At 33.3% G+C, this 13,709-nt stretch carries 11 protein-coding genes; 4 read left to right on the top strand and 7 right to left on the bottom strand.

Annotation, left to right across the window (positions count from 1 at the left end; all coding sequences use genetic code 11):
* Position 1: 1 nt before the first annotated feature.
* The 4 genes from LU301_RS05550 to LU301_RS05535 form a co-directional block, all read right to left on the bottom strand.
* Positions 2-1,954, bottom strand: a complete 1,953-nt coding sequence (locus LU301_RS05550) for a hypothetical protein (RefSeq protein WP_305273667.1) — start codon at positions 1,952-1,954, stop codon at positions 2-4.
* A 152-nt stretch (positions 1,955-2,106) separates the two neighbouring features.
* On the bottom strand, positions 2,107-3,648 hold the full coding sequence (gene purF / locus LU301_RS05545; RefSeq protein WP_305273665.1) for an amidophosphoribosyltransferase: 1,542 nt from the start codon (positions 3,646-3,648) through the stop codon (positions 2,107-2,109).
* 19 nt (positions 3,649-3,667) lie between these two features.
* The gene (locus LU301_RS05540) at positions 3,668-4,279 is read right to left on the bottom strand and encodes a CvpA family protein (RefSeq protein WP_305273662.1); all 612 of its coding nucleotides are present in this window, start codon (positions 4,277-4,279) and stop codon (positions 3,668-3,670) included.
* Between the two features lie 14 nt (positions 4,280-4,293).
* Positions 4,294-5,319, bottom strand: a complete 1,026-nt coding sequence (locus LU301_RS05535) for a quinone-dependent dihydroorotate dehydrogenase (protein WP_305273661.1) — start codon at positions 5,317-5,319, stop codon at positions 4,294-4,296.
* Positions 5,320-6,057: 738 nt separating this feature from the next.
* On the opposite strand from LU301_RS05535, the gene LU301_RS05530 reads away from it, so the two are divergent.
* From LU301_RS05530 to LU301_RS05520, 3 genes are all read left to right on the top strand, one after another.
* Positions 6,058-7,287, top strand: coding sequence for a beta-ketoacyl-ACP synthase II (locus LU301_RS05530; protein WP_305273659.1), 1,230 nt, complete (start codon positions 6,058-6,060; stop codon positions 7,285-7,287).
* Positions 7,288-7,519: 232 nt separating this feature from the next.
* A complete protein-coding gene (hemJ, locus tag LU301_RS05525; RefSeq protein WP_305273657.1) occupies positions 7,520-7,978 on the top strand; it encodes a protoporphyrinogen oxidase HemJ in 459 nt (152 codons plus the stop codon).
* A gap of 396 nt (positions 7,979-8,374) precedes the next feature.
* Positions 8,375-9,268 (top strand): tetratricopeptide repeat protein, encoded by an 894-nt coding sequence (locus LU301_RS05520; protein WP_305273655.1) that lies wholly within the window; start codon positions 8,375-8,377, stop codon positions 9,266-9,268.
* 263 nt (positions 9,269-9,531) lie between these two features.
* Here the strand turns inward: LU301_RS05520 and LU301_RS05515 are convergent, their stop codons facing one another.
* The 3 genes from LU301_RS05515 to tfpB all read right to left on the bottom strand — a co-directional run bounded on the left by LU301_RS05515 (position 9,532) and on the right by tfpB (position 12,260).
* Complete coding sequence (locus LU301_RS05515) at positions 9,532-9,906, bottom strand: YgiW/YdeI family stress tolerance OB fold protein (RefSeq protein WP_305273653.1); 375 nt, start codon at positions 9,904-9,906, stop codon at positions 9,532-9,534.
* Between the two features lie 130 nt (positions 9,907-10,036).
* A complete protein-coding gene (locus LU301_RS05510) occupies positions 10,037-10,492 on the bottom strand; it encodes a hypothetical protein (RefSeq protein ID WP_305273651.1) in 456 nt (151 codons plus the stop codon).
* Between the two features lie 10 nt (positions 10,493-10,502).
* A complete protein-coding gene (tfpB, locus tag LU301_RS05505; protein WP_305273649.1) occupies positions 10,503-12,260 on the bottom strand; it encodes a type IV pilus assembly ATPase TfpB in 1,758 nt (585 codons plus the stop codon).
* A 205-nt stretch (positions 12,261-12,465) separates the two neighbouring features.
* On the opposite strand from tfpB, the gene LU301_RS05500 reads away from it, so the two are divergent.
* Positions 12,466-13,653, top strand: coding sequence for a phosphoglycerate kinase (locus LU301_RS05500; protein WP_305273647.1), 1,188 nt, complete (start codon positions 12,466-12,468; stop codon positions 13,651-13,653).
* The last annotated feature ends 56 nt before the right edge of the window (positions 13,654-13,709 follow it).

Raw genomic sequence — 13,709 nt, 5'->3', positions numbered from 1 at the left:
TTTACCAAATTGCAATTTGACTACGTTTATAAAGCATTTTCTGTATAGGCTCTTTATCAAAACCTAATCGCCAATATAACAGTACAATAACATCAAATGCATCTTGCGTAATTTTTTGATGATGCCATAATAATTGTTCAATCAATGTTAAAACTTTTAATTTATCTGCTACGGTTAAACCCGATAATTCCTGAAAAATACAATGATAATCCATCGCTTGCTTACGATAGGGTGGATATAATTCACCAAATGTTTCATAGTAAGCCGTTTCATAAACTTTACTCGGAATAACAAAAGGTTGCACATAACTCACCGCTTCTACTAATTGAGCTACACTTCCCATCACACCCGCTAAAGTCTGTGGCTGACTTGGACATGACCATTGCCATTTTGCTTTTACACGTTCAAACATCAATGCATCCAGGAGATGAATTTCTCCATCACTTTGTATTGTTTTAGACCATGCAAGAATATAAGGTTTAGCTACAATGGTCGGAATCGTTAATAAATCACAACATTGTTCAAAAATTTCTACTAATAAACGTTGGTCTGCCTTATATAAGACCATCGTTACAGCAGCACTAATATCTTTGGTTTGTACCAAACTTGGTCTATGTACTTTGCGTAATTCAAAAATATAACTTAATACATGTAAATAATGTGCTTTCGTAGGAAATATTTGCTGTAAATAAATTTGTGCCTGCTGAGTACGGATCTCAGGATTTAATGGACGAATTTGGTCAATATGACGATTTTGCGGATTAAATTGTTTGCTCATAACCGTCATAACATTTGTATGAGACCAATATAATTTATTTTTTTGATAATCAAATTTAAACAAACGTTGCTTAAGAAAATGACTTTGTTGATACATCGCTTGTATATTCGAAGCTTGATGATGACGCTGTGCTAAAATATAATGCTTTACATCTTGCATTTTCATCTCCAAACTCAAGTATCGCAATGCATCTAAACGATGTTGAATATGTTGATATGGTGAGCATTGCCATAAATGATAAGATTGAAATAATGCTAATGGCGATAAATACACTAAATCCATACGTTGTATAGACAATAAATCAGGATATAACTGCATACGCTGTAACATACAAATGGTATGGTGATGATATTGAGCAATACATCCATCTAAACTAAAGTCTTGATGAAATAAATAACATTGTATTCGTTGATATAACCAAGCATCAAAACTACTTAAAATTTTCAGTAACCAACCCAAACAAAATTGCATACGATATTTCAGACGTGGAGATGATTGTTTTAGTTGATATTCTGCTTTAAAAATCAATTTATTAGCATAGTATGCTGTCAAAAAATAGCCTTGTAAATAAATAAAATAATGACTACGAGTCCGTGTTTCTCCAGACAAAATAGAAATATATTGTGCAACTAAAATTTGATAAATATCTTGCGGGCTAAAATGAGACAATAAACCACGTGTTACCAAAATATAGGGAACATTTGGCTCTAAATGAAAACTAAAGCTATGAATACTTTCTTCATCTAATGTAAAAACATCTATTTCTTCGATTGAAAATTGTTGTGCAATATGCTGATTTAATTGATAGAGTAATAATTCTTGTTCTTGTAGTGGTTGATGATTCATACTGATTTTATGTGCTACAGTATCATTGAACAATGTTTTTGATGTATAAGCAACTCGATAATATTGATATAATAAACCACAACTAAAAGCAGTAAGATATAAACCAATTACCAATACACTTACTGAATGCCATAAAATACTTGAACTTAATGCTAAAACATATAAAACAACACCAACCAAAAGATTTAAGCACAAAATAGCAAAAATCAAACTCAAGATTAAAACTATTACACGATAAATTGACCTAAATAAATGACGACTTTGCCGATACTCATCTAAAATTTTTGCTAATTGATGATTTTCTATTGGTTTAAAGGCTAATTTTTGCATGAATGGTATCAAATATTATAATAAATTCAATTCGCCATTGCGTCGTAGGGGCGAATTATATTCGCCCAATAAACACAAGCTTTGTACAGGGAAAATATAATTTTCCCCTACCCATCATCAATCATTATAGCAAGTTGAGACTAATGTATAACTTAGGCTTTATCAGTTACACCTGTTAAATCCACCGCTGCTACATCAATATTGACATCAATATAGCCATCTTTTTTCTTTTTTGCACTATCGTTACGCAAATTCGCTAAATCATCAAGATATTGCTCATCAATACCACCTGTTACATAGATACCATCAAATACCGAACAGTCAAATTCTTGTAATTCAGGCACTTTTGATGTACGTACTGCATCTTTTAAATCGTCCAAATCTTGGAAAATCAAACGGTCAGCACCAATAATCTCACAAATTTCATCAACATTACGATTTGATGCAATCAATTCAGATTTCACAGGCATATCAATACCATATACATTTGGATATTTTACCATTGGTGCAGCAGAGGCAAAGAATACATTTTTCGCTCCAGCATCACGTGCCATTTGAATAATTTCATTACAGGTGGTACCACGCACAATCGAGTCATCAACCAACAATACGTTTTTATCTTTAAACTCAAGCTCTACAGGATTGAGCTTTTGACGTACTGATTTTTTACGTTGTTGTTGTCCTGGCATAATAAATGTACGTCCGATATAACGGTTTTTCATAAAACCTTCACGGAATTTCACACCTAATACATTTGCTAATTCTAAAGCAGATGTACGACTCGTATCTGGAATTGGAATAACCACATCAATTTGATGATTTTCTCCCCATTCTTTTAAAATCTTATGAGCTAATTTTTCTCCCATCTTTAAGCGAGCTTTATAAACTGATATACCATCTATAATCGCATCTGGACGAGCAAAATATACATATTCAAAAATACATGAACGATATTGTGGATTTTGAGCACATTGTTGGCTAAATAATTGACCATTCGCATCGATAAAAATCGCTTCACCTGGTGCAATATCACGTTCAACTTTAAAACCTAAAGCCGTAATCGCAACTGACTCTGACGCAATGATATATTCCACACCCTGCTCTGTTTCCCTTGAACCATAAATTAATGGACGAATACCATATGGATCACGAAAACCAACCAAGCCATAGCCTGTAATCATTGCCACAACACCATAAGCACCTCTACAACGCTTATGTACTTGAGCAACCGTATTAAAAATATCTTGTGCATCTGGTTCTACTTTACCAGTTTTTTGTAATTCATGAGCAAAAACGTTTAATAATACTTCTGAATCTGAATCTGTATTGATATGACGCAAATCTGTTTTAAATAAATCTTGTTTAATTTCATCAGCATTGGTTAAGTTACCATTATGTGCCAAACTAATACCATACGGAGAATTAACATAAAATGGTTGAGCTTCTGCACTACTTGATGAACCTGCTGTAGGATAACGTACATGACCAATACCATAATTACCAATCAAAGCTCTCATATGGCGAGTATGGAACACATCACGCACCATACCATTATCTTTGCGTAAAAATAAACGACCATCATGGCAGGTAACAATCCCAGCTGCATCTTGTCCACGATGCTGTAACATGGTCAAGGCATCAAATAACATTTGATTAACTGGCGATTTTCCAGCGATACCAACAACTCCACACATATATAAACCTCAAAGTGTGCTAGGGTGAAAATGGATTTTTAACTTCTCGATTAGACGATTTTTCGCTTGATGACGATGTAGATGGCGAATCTGAAGCTGATTTCATTTTAGGTAATACACTATCAGACTGTAAATAGTCGCCTACTCTTTGTTTCATCTGCGTGGTCATGTGTTTTGACCATTGCGTTGCCATCGGAGCATAAGGATATAAAGTTTGTAAAATTTGTGATTGTTGCCACATTGGCATTTTACCAAATATAGGCGTTAAAATATTCAATAATATTAAAATAACTATCACACTTTTGCTCACACCAAATATAGCACCTAAAGCACGATTGACTGGACTAAGTTTTAATTTCTTAAAGGTTTGGTCTAATAAAAAAGCCAAGCCCCAAATCATCATCATCACACTTAATACAATACAACTAAAAGCTAGTACATTTTGTTGCCACATACTTTCAGTTGCCCATAGCATTAATGGTGCAACATCATCATAATATTTAATTGCTAGAATTAAAGCGATTGCCCAGCCCACTAAATTAAAGATAATTTGCACAAAACCTATATATAAACCTTGCACAAAACCTATTAGCAGGACAATTAGCAATGCAATATCAATATAATTATCCATTATTAATCAAACAATTAAGCTTCAGATGAAGAAATATTTAAACGATTTACACAAGCCTTTACCAATTTAGGACCTTCATAAACTAAACCACTATACAGCTGTACTAAAGTTGCTCCTGCGTCAATTTTTGCTTGAGCATCATCAGCTGAGCAAATACCTCCTACACCAATCAACGGTACACACCCTTTTAATATTTGAGCAAATTGGCGTAAACATTCAGTACTTTTTTCAAACACTGGCATACCCGATAAACCACCACTCTCGTTGCCATTTGGTAAATCTTCTACACCTTCACGAGACAATGTCGTGTTACTCACGATTAAACCATCAAATTTATATTTTAAAACTTGTTCAGCAATAAATGGAATTTCATCTGTTGTTAAATCTGGAGCGACTTTTAATACTAAAGGTACATAATGTTGATAGTGTTGTGCTAATTCAAATTGTTTTTCTTTGAGACTTGATAATAATTCCGTCAAAGCAGAACCATTTTGTAAACTGCGTAAATTTTTCGTATTTGGCGATGAGATATTTACCGTTACATAAGAAGCATAGTGATAAACTTTTTCTAAACAAATCAAATAATCTTGCGTTGCTTGTTCGACAGGTGTATCCGCATTTTTACCAATATTAATGCCCAATACACCTTGAAATTGGGATTTTTTTACATTTTCAACCAAAGCATCGACACCATGATTATTAAAGCCCATACGGTTAATAATTGCCTTTGCTTCAGGTATACGGAATAAACGTGGTTTTTCATTACCCTCTTGTGGTCTTGGTGTTACTGTACCGATTTCAATAAAACCAAAGCCTAATTCAGCTAAAGCATCGATATATTCGCCATTTTTATCTAATCCTGCTGCTAAACCTACAGCATTAGGAAATTCGATACCCATACATCTTACTGGATTTTGTTCTACTGTTTGCGTAACAAAACCAAATGTATCCGCTTTTTTAAGTAAAGATAATGTTAAGTGATGTGCTTTTTCAGCATCTAAACTAAACATTAAAGGGCGAATAATCGAATATAAAGACATATCGAAACTCAAAACAGGATAAAAACTAATATATGTTTATTATAAATCAGTCTTAAAAAATTGTCATTAAAATCATAGAAATTATTACGATCATTTGTAGGGAGTCTTTTTCATCATTTGTGTAATTACATTTTAAGCTATTTATAAGATAAAAAAATCCACATAACTGGCTTCCACCAAGTATGCGTAATCTACCACAAGAATATATTGTTACGCATAAAATACACCCAAATTACCAAAAGTTATAATTTAAATATACTCTAAGATGAATTACCCAACCATTATATTCATTATGTTATAACATTTTTATTTTCCCTATAAATATACAATCTCTATTGAAAATAAAAAATTATTTTACATACAAACAGTATCAATGACAGATTTCGCCACTCAAATTTGAGTATAGCAAATTCAAAATATGACTAGCAAACCAAACTACCATAATTTAATATTTTATTTAAATACTTGATTTAAATAAAATTTATAAGATTAAAACTTTTCAATTTAGTTATTCACTATTAAAACCTATCTTTAACTTAATTACAATACAATTATGATTAAAAAAATAAAATAGACTAGCATATTTGCCATAAGCAAGTGATGAACTTTCTGTTATGATAAGCCTAATTTTTTAATATGCTGATATAAATTTGTGATTTGATTGATTTTTATATTTTTCTTTTATCATCAATCATAAAAGAGTAAATATCAGCACAACAATTTTTAAAGGAACAACTTATGAAACGTGTTGTTATTACGGGTATGGGTATTCACTCATGTATTGGCAATTCATTAGAAAGCGTTTTACACTCATTACAAAATGGGGTTTCAGGTACACGTTTTAATCAAACTTATGCTGATTTAAACTTTAAAAGTCATGTCAGTGCTGCTGCAGAGAAAAATTTTGAGCAAATTGACCGTAAACTTATGCGATTTATGGGTGGTTGTGCGGCTTATGCTTATTTATCAGCGTTAGATGCGGTAAAAAATGCAGGTTTAGAACCCGAACAATTAGCAGGCAATCCACGCTATGGCGTTGTAGGAGGTACTGGCGGTGCTTCGACTGCTTCTGTAGTAGAAATGAATGACATTCGCATTGAAAAAGGAGCAAGAAAAGTAGGGCCATTTTTCGTTCCTCGTAATATGACCAATACCATTACGGCTAACGTGGCAGTGGCTTTAAAATTACAAGGGATTTCACACTCGATTTCATCTGCTTGTGCAACATCTGCCGATGCGATTGGTTATGCTTATAATTTAATCCAATTAGGTAAACAAGATTTAATGCTTGCAGGTGGTGGCGAAGAAGACCATTGGTCGCAAAGTTTATTATTTGATGCAATGGGTGCATTAAGTTCTAAATATAACGATACACCAGAAAAAGCTTCTCGCCCTTATTCTAAAGACCGTGATGGTTTTGTTATCGCAGGTGGTGGCGGTTTTGTCGTGTTAGAAAGTTTAGAACACGCTCAAGCTCGTGGTGCAACTATTTTAGCTGAAGTTGTGGGCTATGCTGCAAATAGTGATGGTGCAGACATGGTTGCTCCAAGTGGTGAAGGTGCAACACGTTGTATTTTAATGGCTTTAGATGAAGCAAAACAACACGGCGTAGAAAAAATTGATTATATCAATACACATGGTACTTCTACTCCTGCAGGTGATATTACAGAATTAAAAGCTGTAGAGCGTGCTTTTGGTGTGGGTAATGTACCGCCAATTAGCTCAACAAAATCTATGACAGGTCATAGTTTAGGTGCGGCTGGTGTGCATGAAGCGATTTATTGCTTATTAATGATGCAAAATAATTTTATTGCACCGAATATCAATGTTACAGAGCTTGATGAAGAAGCAAAAGCATTTGATATTGTGCAACAACCACGAGAAGCAAAACTTGATGCAATTATGAGTAATAGTTTTGGTTTTGGTGGTGCAAATGCTTGTTTAATTTTTAAACGTTGGACAGTATAAAATATAAGTTTGTATTATTCTCAGTTTTAATTATAACGGATTGAGAGTATTTAAATAATATCATGTGTATGAGTGGAAATATTTCACTCATACGCAATAAATTTAAAAATAATTTCAATCATTTAAATCAATATAAAATATAAACACACATCTTAAAAATACTGTTATACTTGATTCTATGTAACTCTACCCTTTATAATATTTTCAAATTATTCATGATGATAATAAAGCCATGACTACTCCACCTGATGCTTTTTTATGGGTAAAAGCTTTACACATCATTGCAGTGGTGTGTTGGTTTGCTGCCCTATTTTATTTACCACGTTTATATGTCTATCATGCAATGACTGATGCGGACGATACAACTGCACATCAACGTTTTCAAATTATGGAACGTAAATTGTATCGTGGTATCATGTGGCCTGCGATGATTGCCACACTCATTACCGCTCATTTTTTAGTAGATTGGGGCGATGCATTTTATCATTATCATCAATCTGCTTGGTTTTATATCAAAGTTGCCTTAGTTGGCTTATTAGTCATTTATCATTTTGTCTGTGGCTATTATCGTAAAAAATTAATCGATAATGCTCATTATAAATCACATAAATTTTGGCGTTTTTTTAATGAAATACCAACACTGATTTTATTTGCTTGCGTGATTTTAGTTGTAGTTAAACCCGTATTTTAATGTTGCTTTTATATTTATGGCTATCTAAGTAGAATAGCCATGCTTTTGTATAATGTTATTCTCAATTCATAGTAAGCGATTAATTTTGTGTAAGGGCAAATGATGATCCATCTACACAAAGTTAAATATTTTAAATCATATCAATAGATTATAAGTTTAAGTTGAGAATGGATTTATTATACAAGAAAACTACAGACTAATCGTACGAGATATGATAAGGTATTGATTATTAAATAAAATCAATAAGCTAAATCACTCATGCAATTGCCCTGAATAAAACTACAATTTCTTGATTTCCATCACATAGCTATGCTAGAATAATGCTAATAGTACATTTTTTATTCTATCTCTTTTGATTTTGAGATATACAACAACATTTCCTTTTAGGATATTTATATGAAAAAATATTTCCTACTCACTCTTACTGCAATATTTACCAGTTTAAGTATCGAGAATGCAGTCGGTTATGAATATCACTATGGTTTTTATAGTGAGCCTACCTTACGTCAAGCACAATTAGGTTATGTTGATGCACAAAATACCATTGCTGATAGTTATTACGCAGGTAATGGAATTGAAAAAAATTACCAAAAAGCCTTTGAATGGTATCAAAAAGCAGCAAATAATGGACATTTAGAAGCGATGAATTCATTGGCTTTAATGTATGAAAAAGGCGATATTAGTTCGCCAAATATTGAACAAGCTGAAAAATGGTATAAAATCGCAGCAGATTATGGTCATGCTTCATCACAATACATGGTTTCTCTTATTTATCGTGAGCATGAAAAATTTAAAAATCTTAAATTAGCACGCGATTATTTAGTCCGTGCTGCCAATGGCGGTCATGCTCCAGCACAATATGACTTAGCTTTACATTATGAAGATGGATTATATGGTTCACCAAAAAGTGAAAAATTAGCACTCAAATATTATCAGTTAGCAGTTGCAAAACGCTATCCTAAAGCAATGAATAACTTAGCACTCATGTATGAAGAGGGTCGTGGTGTTGAGCAAAATATTGAACAAGCCTTAGGTTTATACAACCAATCATTCCAATTAGGCGATACCGTTGCGGCATATAATTTAGCTAATCTTTATTATGTAGGAGATTTTGTTGAGAAAAATTATAGTAAAGCCAGTATTTATTACGAATTTGTACTCAAAAATAGTGATAATCGCCAACTCATTACTGACAGTCTAAAAGACTTAATTGAAATGTATGAACAAGGTGGACATGGTTTACGTAAGAATCCACAAAAAGTGAAAGAATATCGTAATTATAAATACTAAAATTAATATGGGTTTAGTTTAATAAACAACCATAACTCATTGAATATAAAAGAATAAGTAAGGTGCGTAGTACGCACCTTGCGAGCATTAATTGATGTATTTAGAGCTTTTATGGTAAATCCAAAATAAAATAATCACTTTTAATCTCCATATATTTAAACGTTGCACTTCTTAGTTGAATCTAAGCTTTCTGTATAAAACATTTTTTATATAAAAAGGCATTAAATTAATAATGCCTTTTGTTTTATTAAATTTAGTAAAAATTAACGGATTTTTTCTACATCAATTTTCACTAAACGTAAACCATCTGGCTGTAACTCTACATCCGCTTCACCAATTAAAGTAACTGCCTTTTTTGCATTTGGCTTACGGTTTCCCATCAACTCATCATCAATTTCAACTGTAATTGTACCTGTGCGGTCTTGGAAAGTATAACGCTCTTTGCCAGTTTTTTTAATTAAATAACCTTTCAGCTGTACTGGAGCACCATCAGCACGTAATTTTGCAGAGGCAACATCTTTAGCTAATTTATTTTGTAAAGTCTCTGCCGTATGCTCTGGTGTATGATGAGCCATTGCTATAGGTGAAGTGATAGCTAAACTCGCCATCAATGTGGTTAAAATCAAAGTTTTTTTCATATATTTGCTCCAAAAAGCCTAAAATAACTAGGCTTATATTAACTTATTTTTGACATCAACAGGCATATTTTTCACATATTGTTACGCTTTGAATATCTCTATTCACGATGATGGATTGATTTTGTAGAAACTACTTTGGAGCTTCATCTAAAATATCATACACATAAATTTTACGCCTATAAAAAATACCATCAAAATAGCGAATTAGAATATATTCAATATGTCTACATTGATGAGGTCTATATAAAAAACTAGTGACCAAATTTCCATATTGCAAACGGTCTATTTTGGCATTTTCATTATATCCCATCGAAACAGTTTGATTATTTAATGTATAATAATACACCTTCTTTCTATAAGTGGATTTATAATCAGGTATTAAACCCGATTTAAACATATTACCCTTTCTCTCTTTATAATACAGACAACCCTGCATACGTTTGTCCGCATTTTTAATTTTATAATTGGCATAATGCTTAATGATATAAGATTCATAAATATTACCCAATAATGCAGTAACAATAGACAAAATAACAACCACAATAACGCTAAAAACAACTCTTTCATGCCAAGTCTTAGTCTGCATTTTTTATCTCTCAGGATAATGGTACCACACGCAACACTTCTTCCATCGTAGTTTTACCTGCAACAATTTGTCTTATCCCAGCGATACGCAATGGCTCAACACCTTCTAATTTTGCTTGTTGGCGAATATCATTTAAAGTCGCATCAATACTAATTAAATGTTTTAATTCCAAACTAACAGGCATAAATTCATATAGTCCAATACGCCCTTTATAACCTGTATGACGACAATGCTCACACCCCACCGCACGATAAATCGCTGACGGTACATTCACACGATAACCTGATGTTAAATGTTTCCATTCATCAACATTTACTTCAGTTTCCTGTTTACAATGCTGGCATAATTGACGTACTAAACGCTGTGCTAATACACCTAAAATGGTCGCTGCGGTTAAAAAAGGCTGTACACCTAAATCATGCAAACGTGTAAGTGATGATGGTGCATCATTGGTATGTAAAGTTGATAATACTAAATGCCCTGTTAATGCTGCTTGAATCGCCATATTCGCTGTATCTTGATCACGAATTTCCCCTACCATAATAATATCAGGGTCTTGACGCATTAACGCTCGCACACCTTCTGCAAAAGTTAAATCAATGGTTGGATTCACTTGCATTTGATTAAAACTTGGCTCAATCATTTCAATTGGGTCTTCAATCGTACATACATTCACTTGCTCAGTTGCCAATTGTTTTAATGATGAATAGAGCGTTGTGGTTTTCCCCGAACCTGTCGGGCCTGTTACCAAAATAATACCATGACTATTTTGTGTTAATTTTTGCCATTGTGTAAGTAATTGTTCGCTAAAACCCAACTGCTGGAAACTGCGTACCAATACTTCAGGGTCAAAAATACGCATGACTAATTTTTCACCAAATGCAGTTGGTAAAGTTGATAAACGCAATTCTGTTTCTTGTCCCTTAGGCGTTCTAGTTTTTAAACGCCCATCTTGAGGTTTACGTTTTTCAGCAATATTTAAACGCCCTAAACTTTTAATACGTGCAATGACTGCTAATAAAGTATTGGCAGGCATATTATAAATGGTATGCAATACCCCATCGATACGGAAACGTACTTTAGCATTTTCCTTGCGTGGTTCTAAATGAATATCGCTTGCCCCTTGTTCAAAGGCAAATTGTAAAATCCAATCTACCAATTTAACAATATGTTGGTCATTGGCATCAGGATTTTGCGTATCACCTAATTGTAATAAGGCTTCTACATTTTGTGTCGCATCACGGTAAGCCCCTGAATTTTTAGAAGAATTAACCGCACGACTTACTTGATAATATTCAATCAAATAACGTTGTAATTGCTCAGGGTTAAGCATTACAATTTCAATTTCTTTATTTTTGAGATTTTGTCTTAAACTTCCCTGCCAATCTTGCACAAAAGGTTGATCTGTACCAATTAAAACCTTATCTTGTTGTACATCAACAGCTAAGATTTGATTTTTCAGGGCAAATTCTTGCGACATCACACTGGTTAAGGCTTGTACATCAACTTTTAATGGGTCAATCACAAAAAAATTAACCTTAGCTTTATTCGCTAACCATTGGCATAATACTGTTAAAGTTAAGAGTTGATTTTGTGCATTACTTAAATCACGCAATTTAAAATGTGCAATCCATTGTAATGGATGCCATTGTAACTGGTCTCGTTGACGTGATGTAGTTTGTACCAATAAACGGTCTTTTTCTGAAATTTTACCATCTTGTAATAATTGTTCTAAACACCACTGCGTATCAACTTGTAAGCCAAACATATCGAATCTCAAAAATGATTTACTTTAATATATCATAACATGTTATCGAATATAAATCATAACATCATGATAAACACAAATAAAAAACAATCAAACATTTAAATAAAAAATGATACTATTTATTTTTTTAATATAAATATAAATATTAAGCAAATATCAGTATAATTTATCACTAATTTTAACCCTACCTTGAGTGAGAAATATCATGAATTTTAAACGCATGACTGATTTAGACCTAGCTGGTAAACGTGTACTTATCCGTGAAGATTTAAATGTGCCTGTTAAAAATGGTGTCATTACAAGTGATGCTCGTTTGCGTGCTTCTTTACCAACCATTCAACAAGCATTAGCTCAAGGTGCTGGTGTAATTGTCTGTTCACACTTAGGTCGTCCTGTAGAAGGTGAACCAAAAGATGAACAATCTCTTGCTCCTGTAGCTCAATATTTAAGTGACGCTTTAGGTCAAACGGTACGCCTAGAAAAAGATTATTTAAATGGTGTTGATGTACAAGCTGGTGAAGTGGTATTACTGGAAAATGTTCGCTTTAATCATGGCGAAAAGAAAAATAATACAGAATTAGCTCAAAAATATGCTGATTTGTGTGATGTATTTGTGATGGACGCATTTGGTACAGCACACCGTGCCGAAGCTTCAACAGAAGGCGTTGCTCGCTTGGCTCAAGTGGCTTGTGCAGGGCCTTTATTAGCTGCTGAACTTGACGCTTTAGGCCGTGCTATGCAAACCCCTGAAAAACCAATGGTAGCGATTGTTGCAGGTTCAAAAGTATCAACTAAATTAGATGTATTAAATTCACTTTCTAGCATTTGCGACCAACTCATTGTTGGTGGTGGTATTGCGAATACATTCTTAGCAGCAGCAGGTTACAATGTCGGTAAATCACTTTATGAAGCAGATTTAGTAGAAACTGCAAAAACCATCGCACAAAAAGTAAACGTACCTTTACCAACCGATGTTGTCGTTGCTGATGCAAGTGAAATCAATTTTGAAGATTTCTTAGGTTCATTAGCAAATGCGAAAGCAACAATTAAAAATGTGGCTGATGTTGCCGATAATGATATGATTTTAGATGTGGGTCCACAAACCGCTCAAACTTTTGCTGACATTTTAAAACAATCTAAGACAATTTTATGGAATGGTCCAGTTGGTGTGTTTGAAGTAGATACTTTTGGCGAGGGTACAAAAGCATTATCGTTAGCGATTGCTGAAAGTTCTGCTTTCTCAATTGCAGGTGGTGGCGATACTTTAGCAGCAATTGATAAATATCAAGTTGCTGATAAAATTGGCTATATTTCAACAGGTGGCGGTGCATTTTTAGAATTTGTAGAAGGCAAAACTTTACCTGCTGTTGCGGTATTATTAGAAAAAGCATAATTTTAACGATGATAATAAGCACTATTTTCTATCATTTTTGAATGAAAATAGTGCAT

The organism is Moraxella sp. ZY210820 (genome assembly GCF_030674635.1).
Classification (GTDB): Bacteria; Pseudomonadota; Gammaproteobacteria; order Pseudomonadales; family Moraxellaceae; genus Acinetobacter.
The sequence above is the reverse complement of the archived record's forward strand: the minus strand, read 5'-3'. Positions and strand labels throughout refer to the sequence as shown.

Bases quoted from the DNA above. Each gene is read 5' to 3' on its own strand.
- tfpB (WP_305273649.1), bottom strand. From the start codon at position 12,260: ATGTTTGGCTTACAAGTTGATACGCAGTGGTGTTTAGAACAATTATTA.
- hemJ (WP_305273657.1), top strand. From the start codon at position 7,520: ATGACTACTCCACCTGATGCTTTTTTATGGGTAAAAGCTTTACACATC.
- LU301_RS05530 (WP_305273659.1), top strand. From the start codon at position 6,058: ATGAAACGTGTTGTTATTACGGGTATGGGTATTCACTCATGTATTGGC.
- LU301_RS05550 (WP_305273667.1), bottom strand. From the start codon at position 1,954: ATGCAAAAATTAGCCTTTAAACCAATAGAAAATCATCAATTAGCAAAA.
- LU301_RS05540 (WP_305273662.1), bottom strand. From the start codon at position 4,279: ATGGATAATTATATTGATATTGCATTGCTAATTGTCCTGCTAATAGGT.
- LU301_RS05520 (WP_305273655.1), top strand. From the start codon at position 8,375: ATGAAAAAATATTTCCTACTCACTCTTACTGCAATATTTACCAGTTTA.
- LU301_RS05535 (WP_305273661.1), bottom strand. From the start codon at position 5,319: ATGTCTTTATATTCGATTATTCGCCCTTTAATGTTTAGTTTAGATGCT.
- LU301_RS05500 (WP_305273647.1), top strand. From the start codon at position 12,466: ATGAATTTTAAACGCATGACTGATTTAGACCTAGCTGGTAAACGTGTA.
- purF (WP_305273665.1), bottom strand. From the start codon at position 3,648: ATGTGTGGAGTTGTTGGTATCGCTGGAAAATCGCCAGTTAATCAAATG.
- LU301_RS05510 (WP_305273651.1), bottom strand. From the start codon at position 10,492: ATGCAGACTAAGACTTGGCATGAAAGAGTTGTTTTTAGCGTTATTGTG.
- LU301_RS05515 (WP_305273653.1), bottom strand. From the start codon at position 9,906: ATGAAAAAAACTTTGATTTTAACCACATTGATGGCGAGTTTAGCTATC.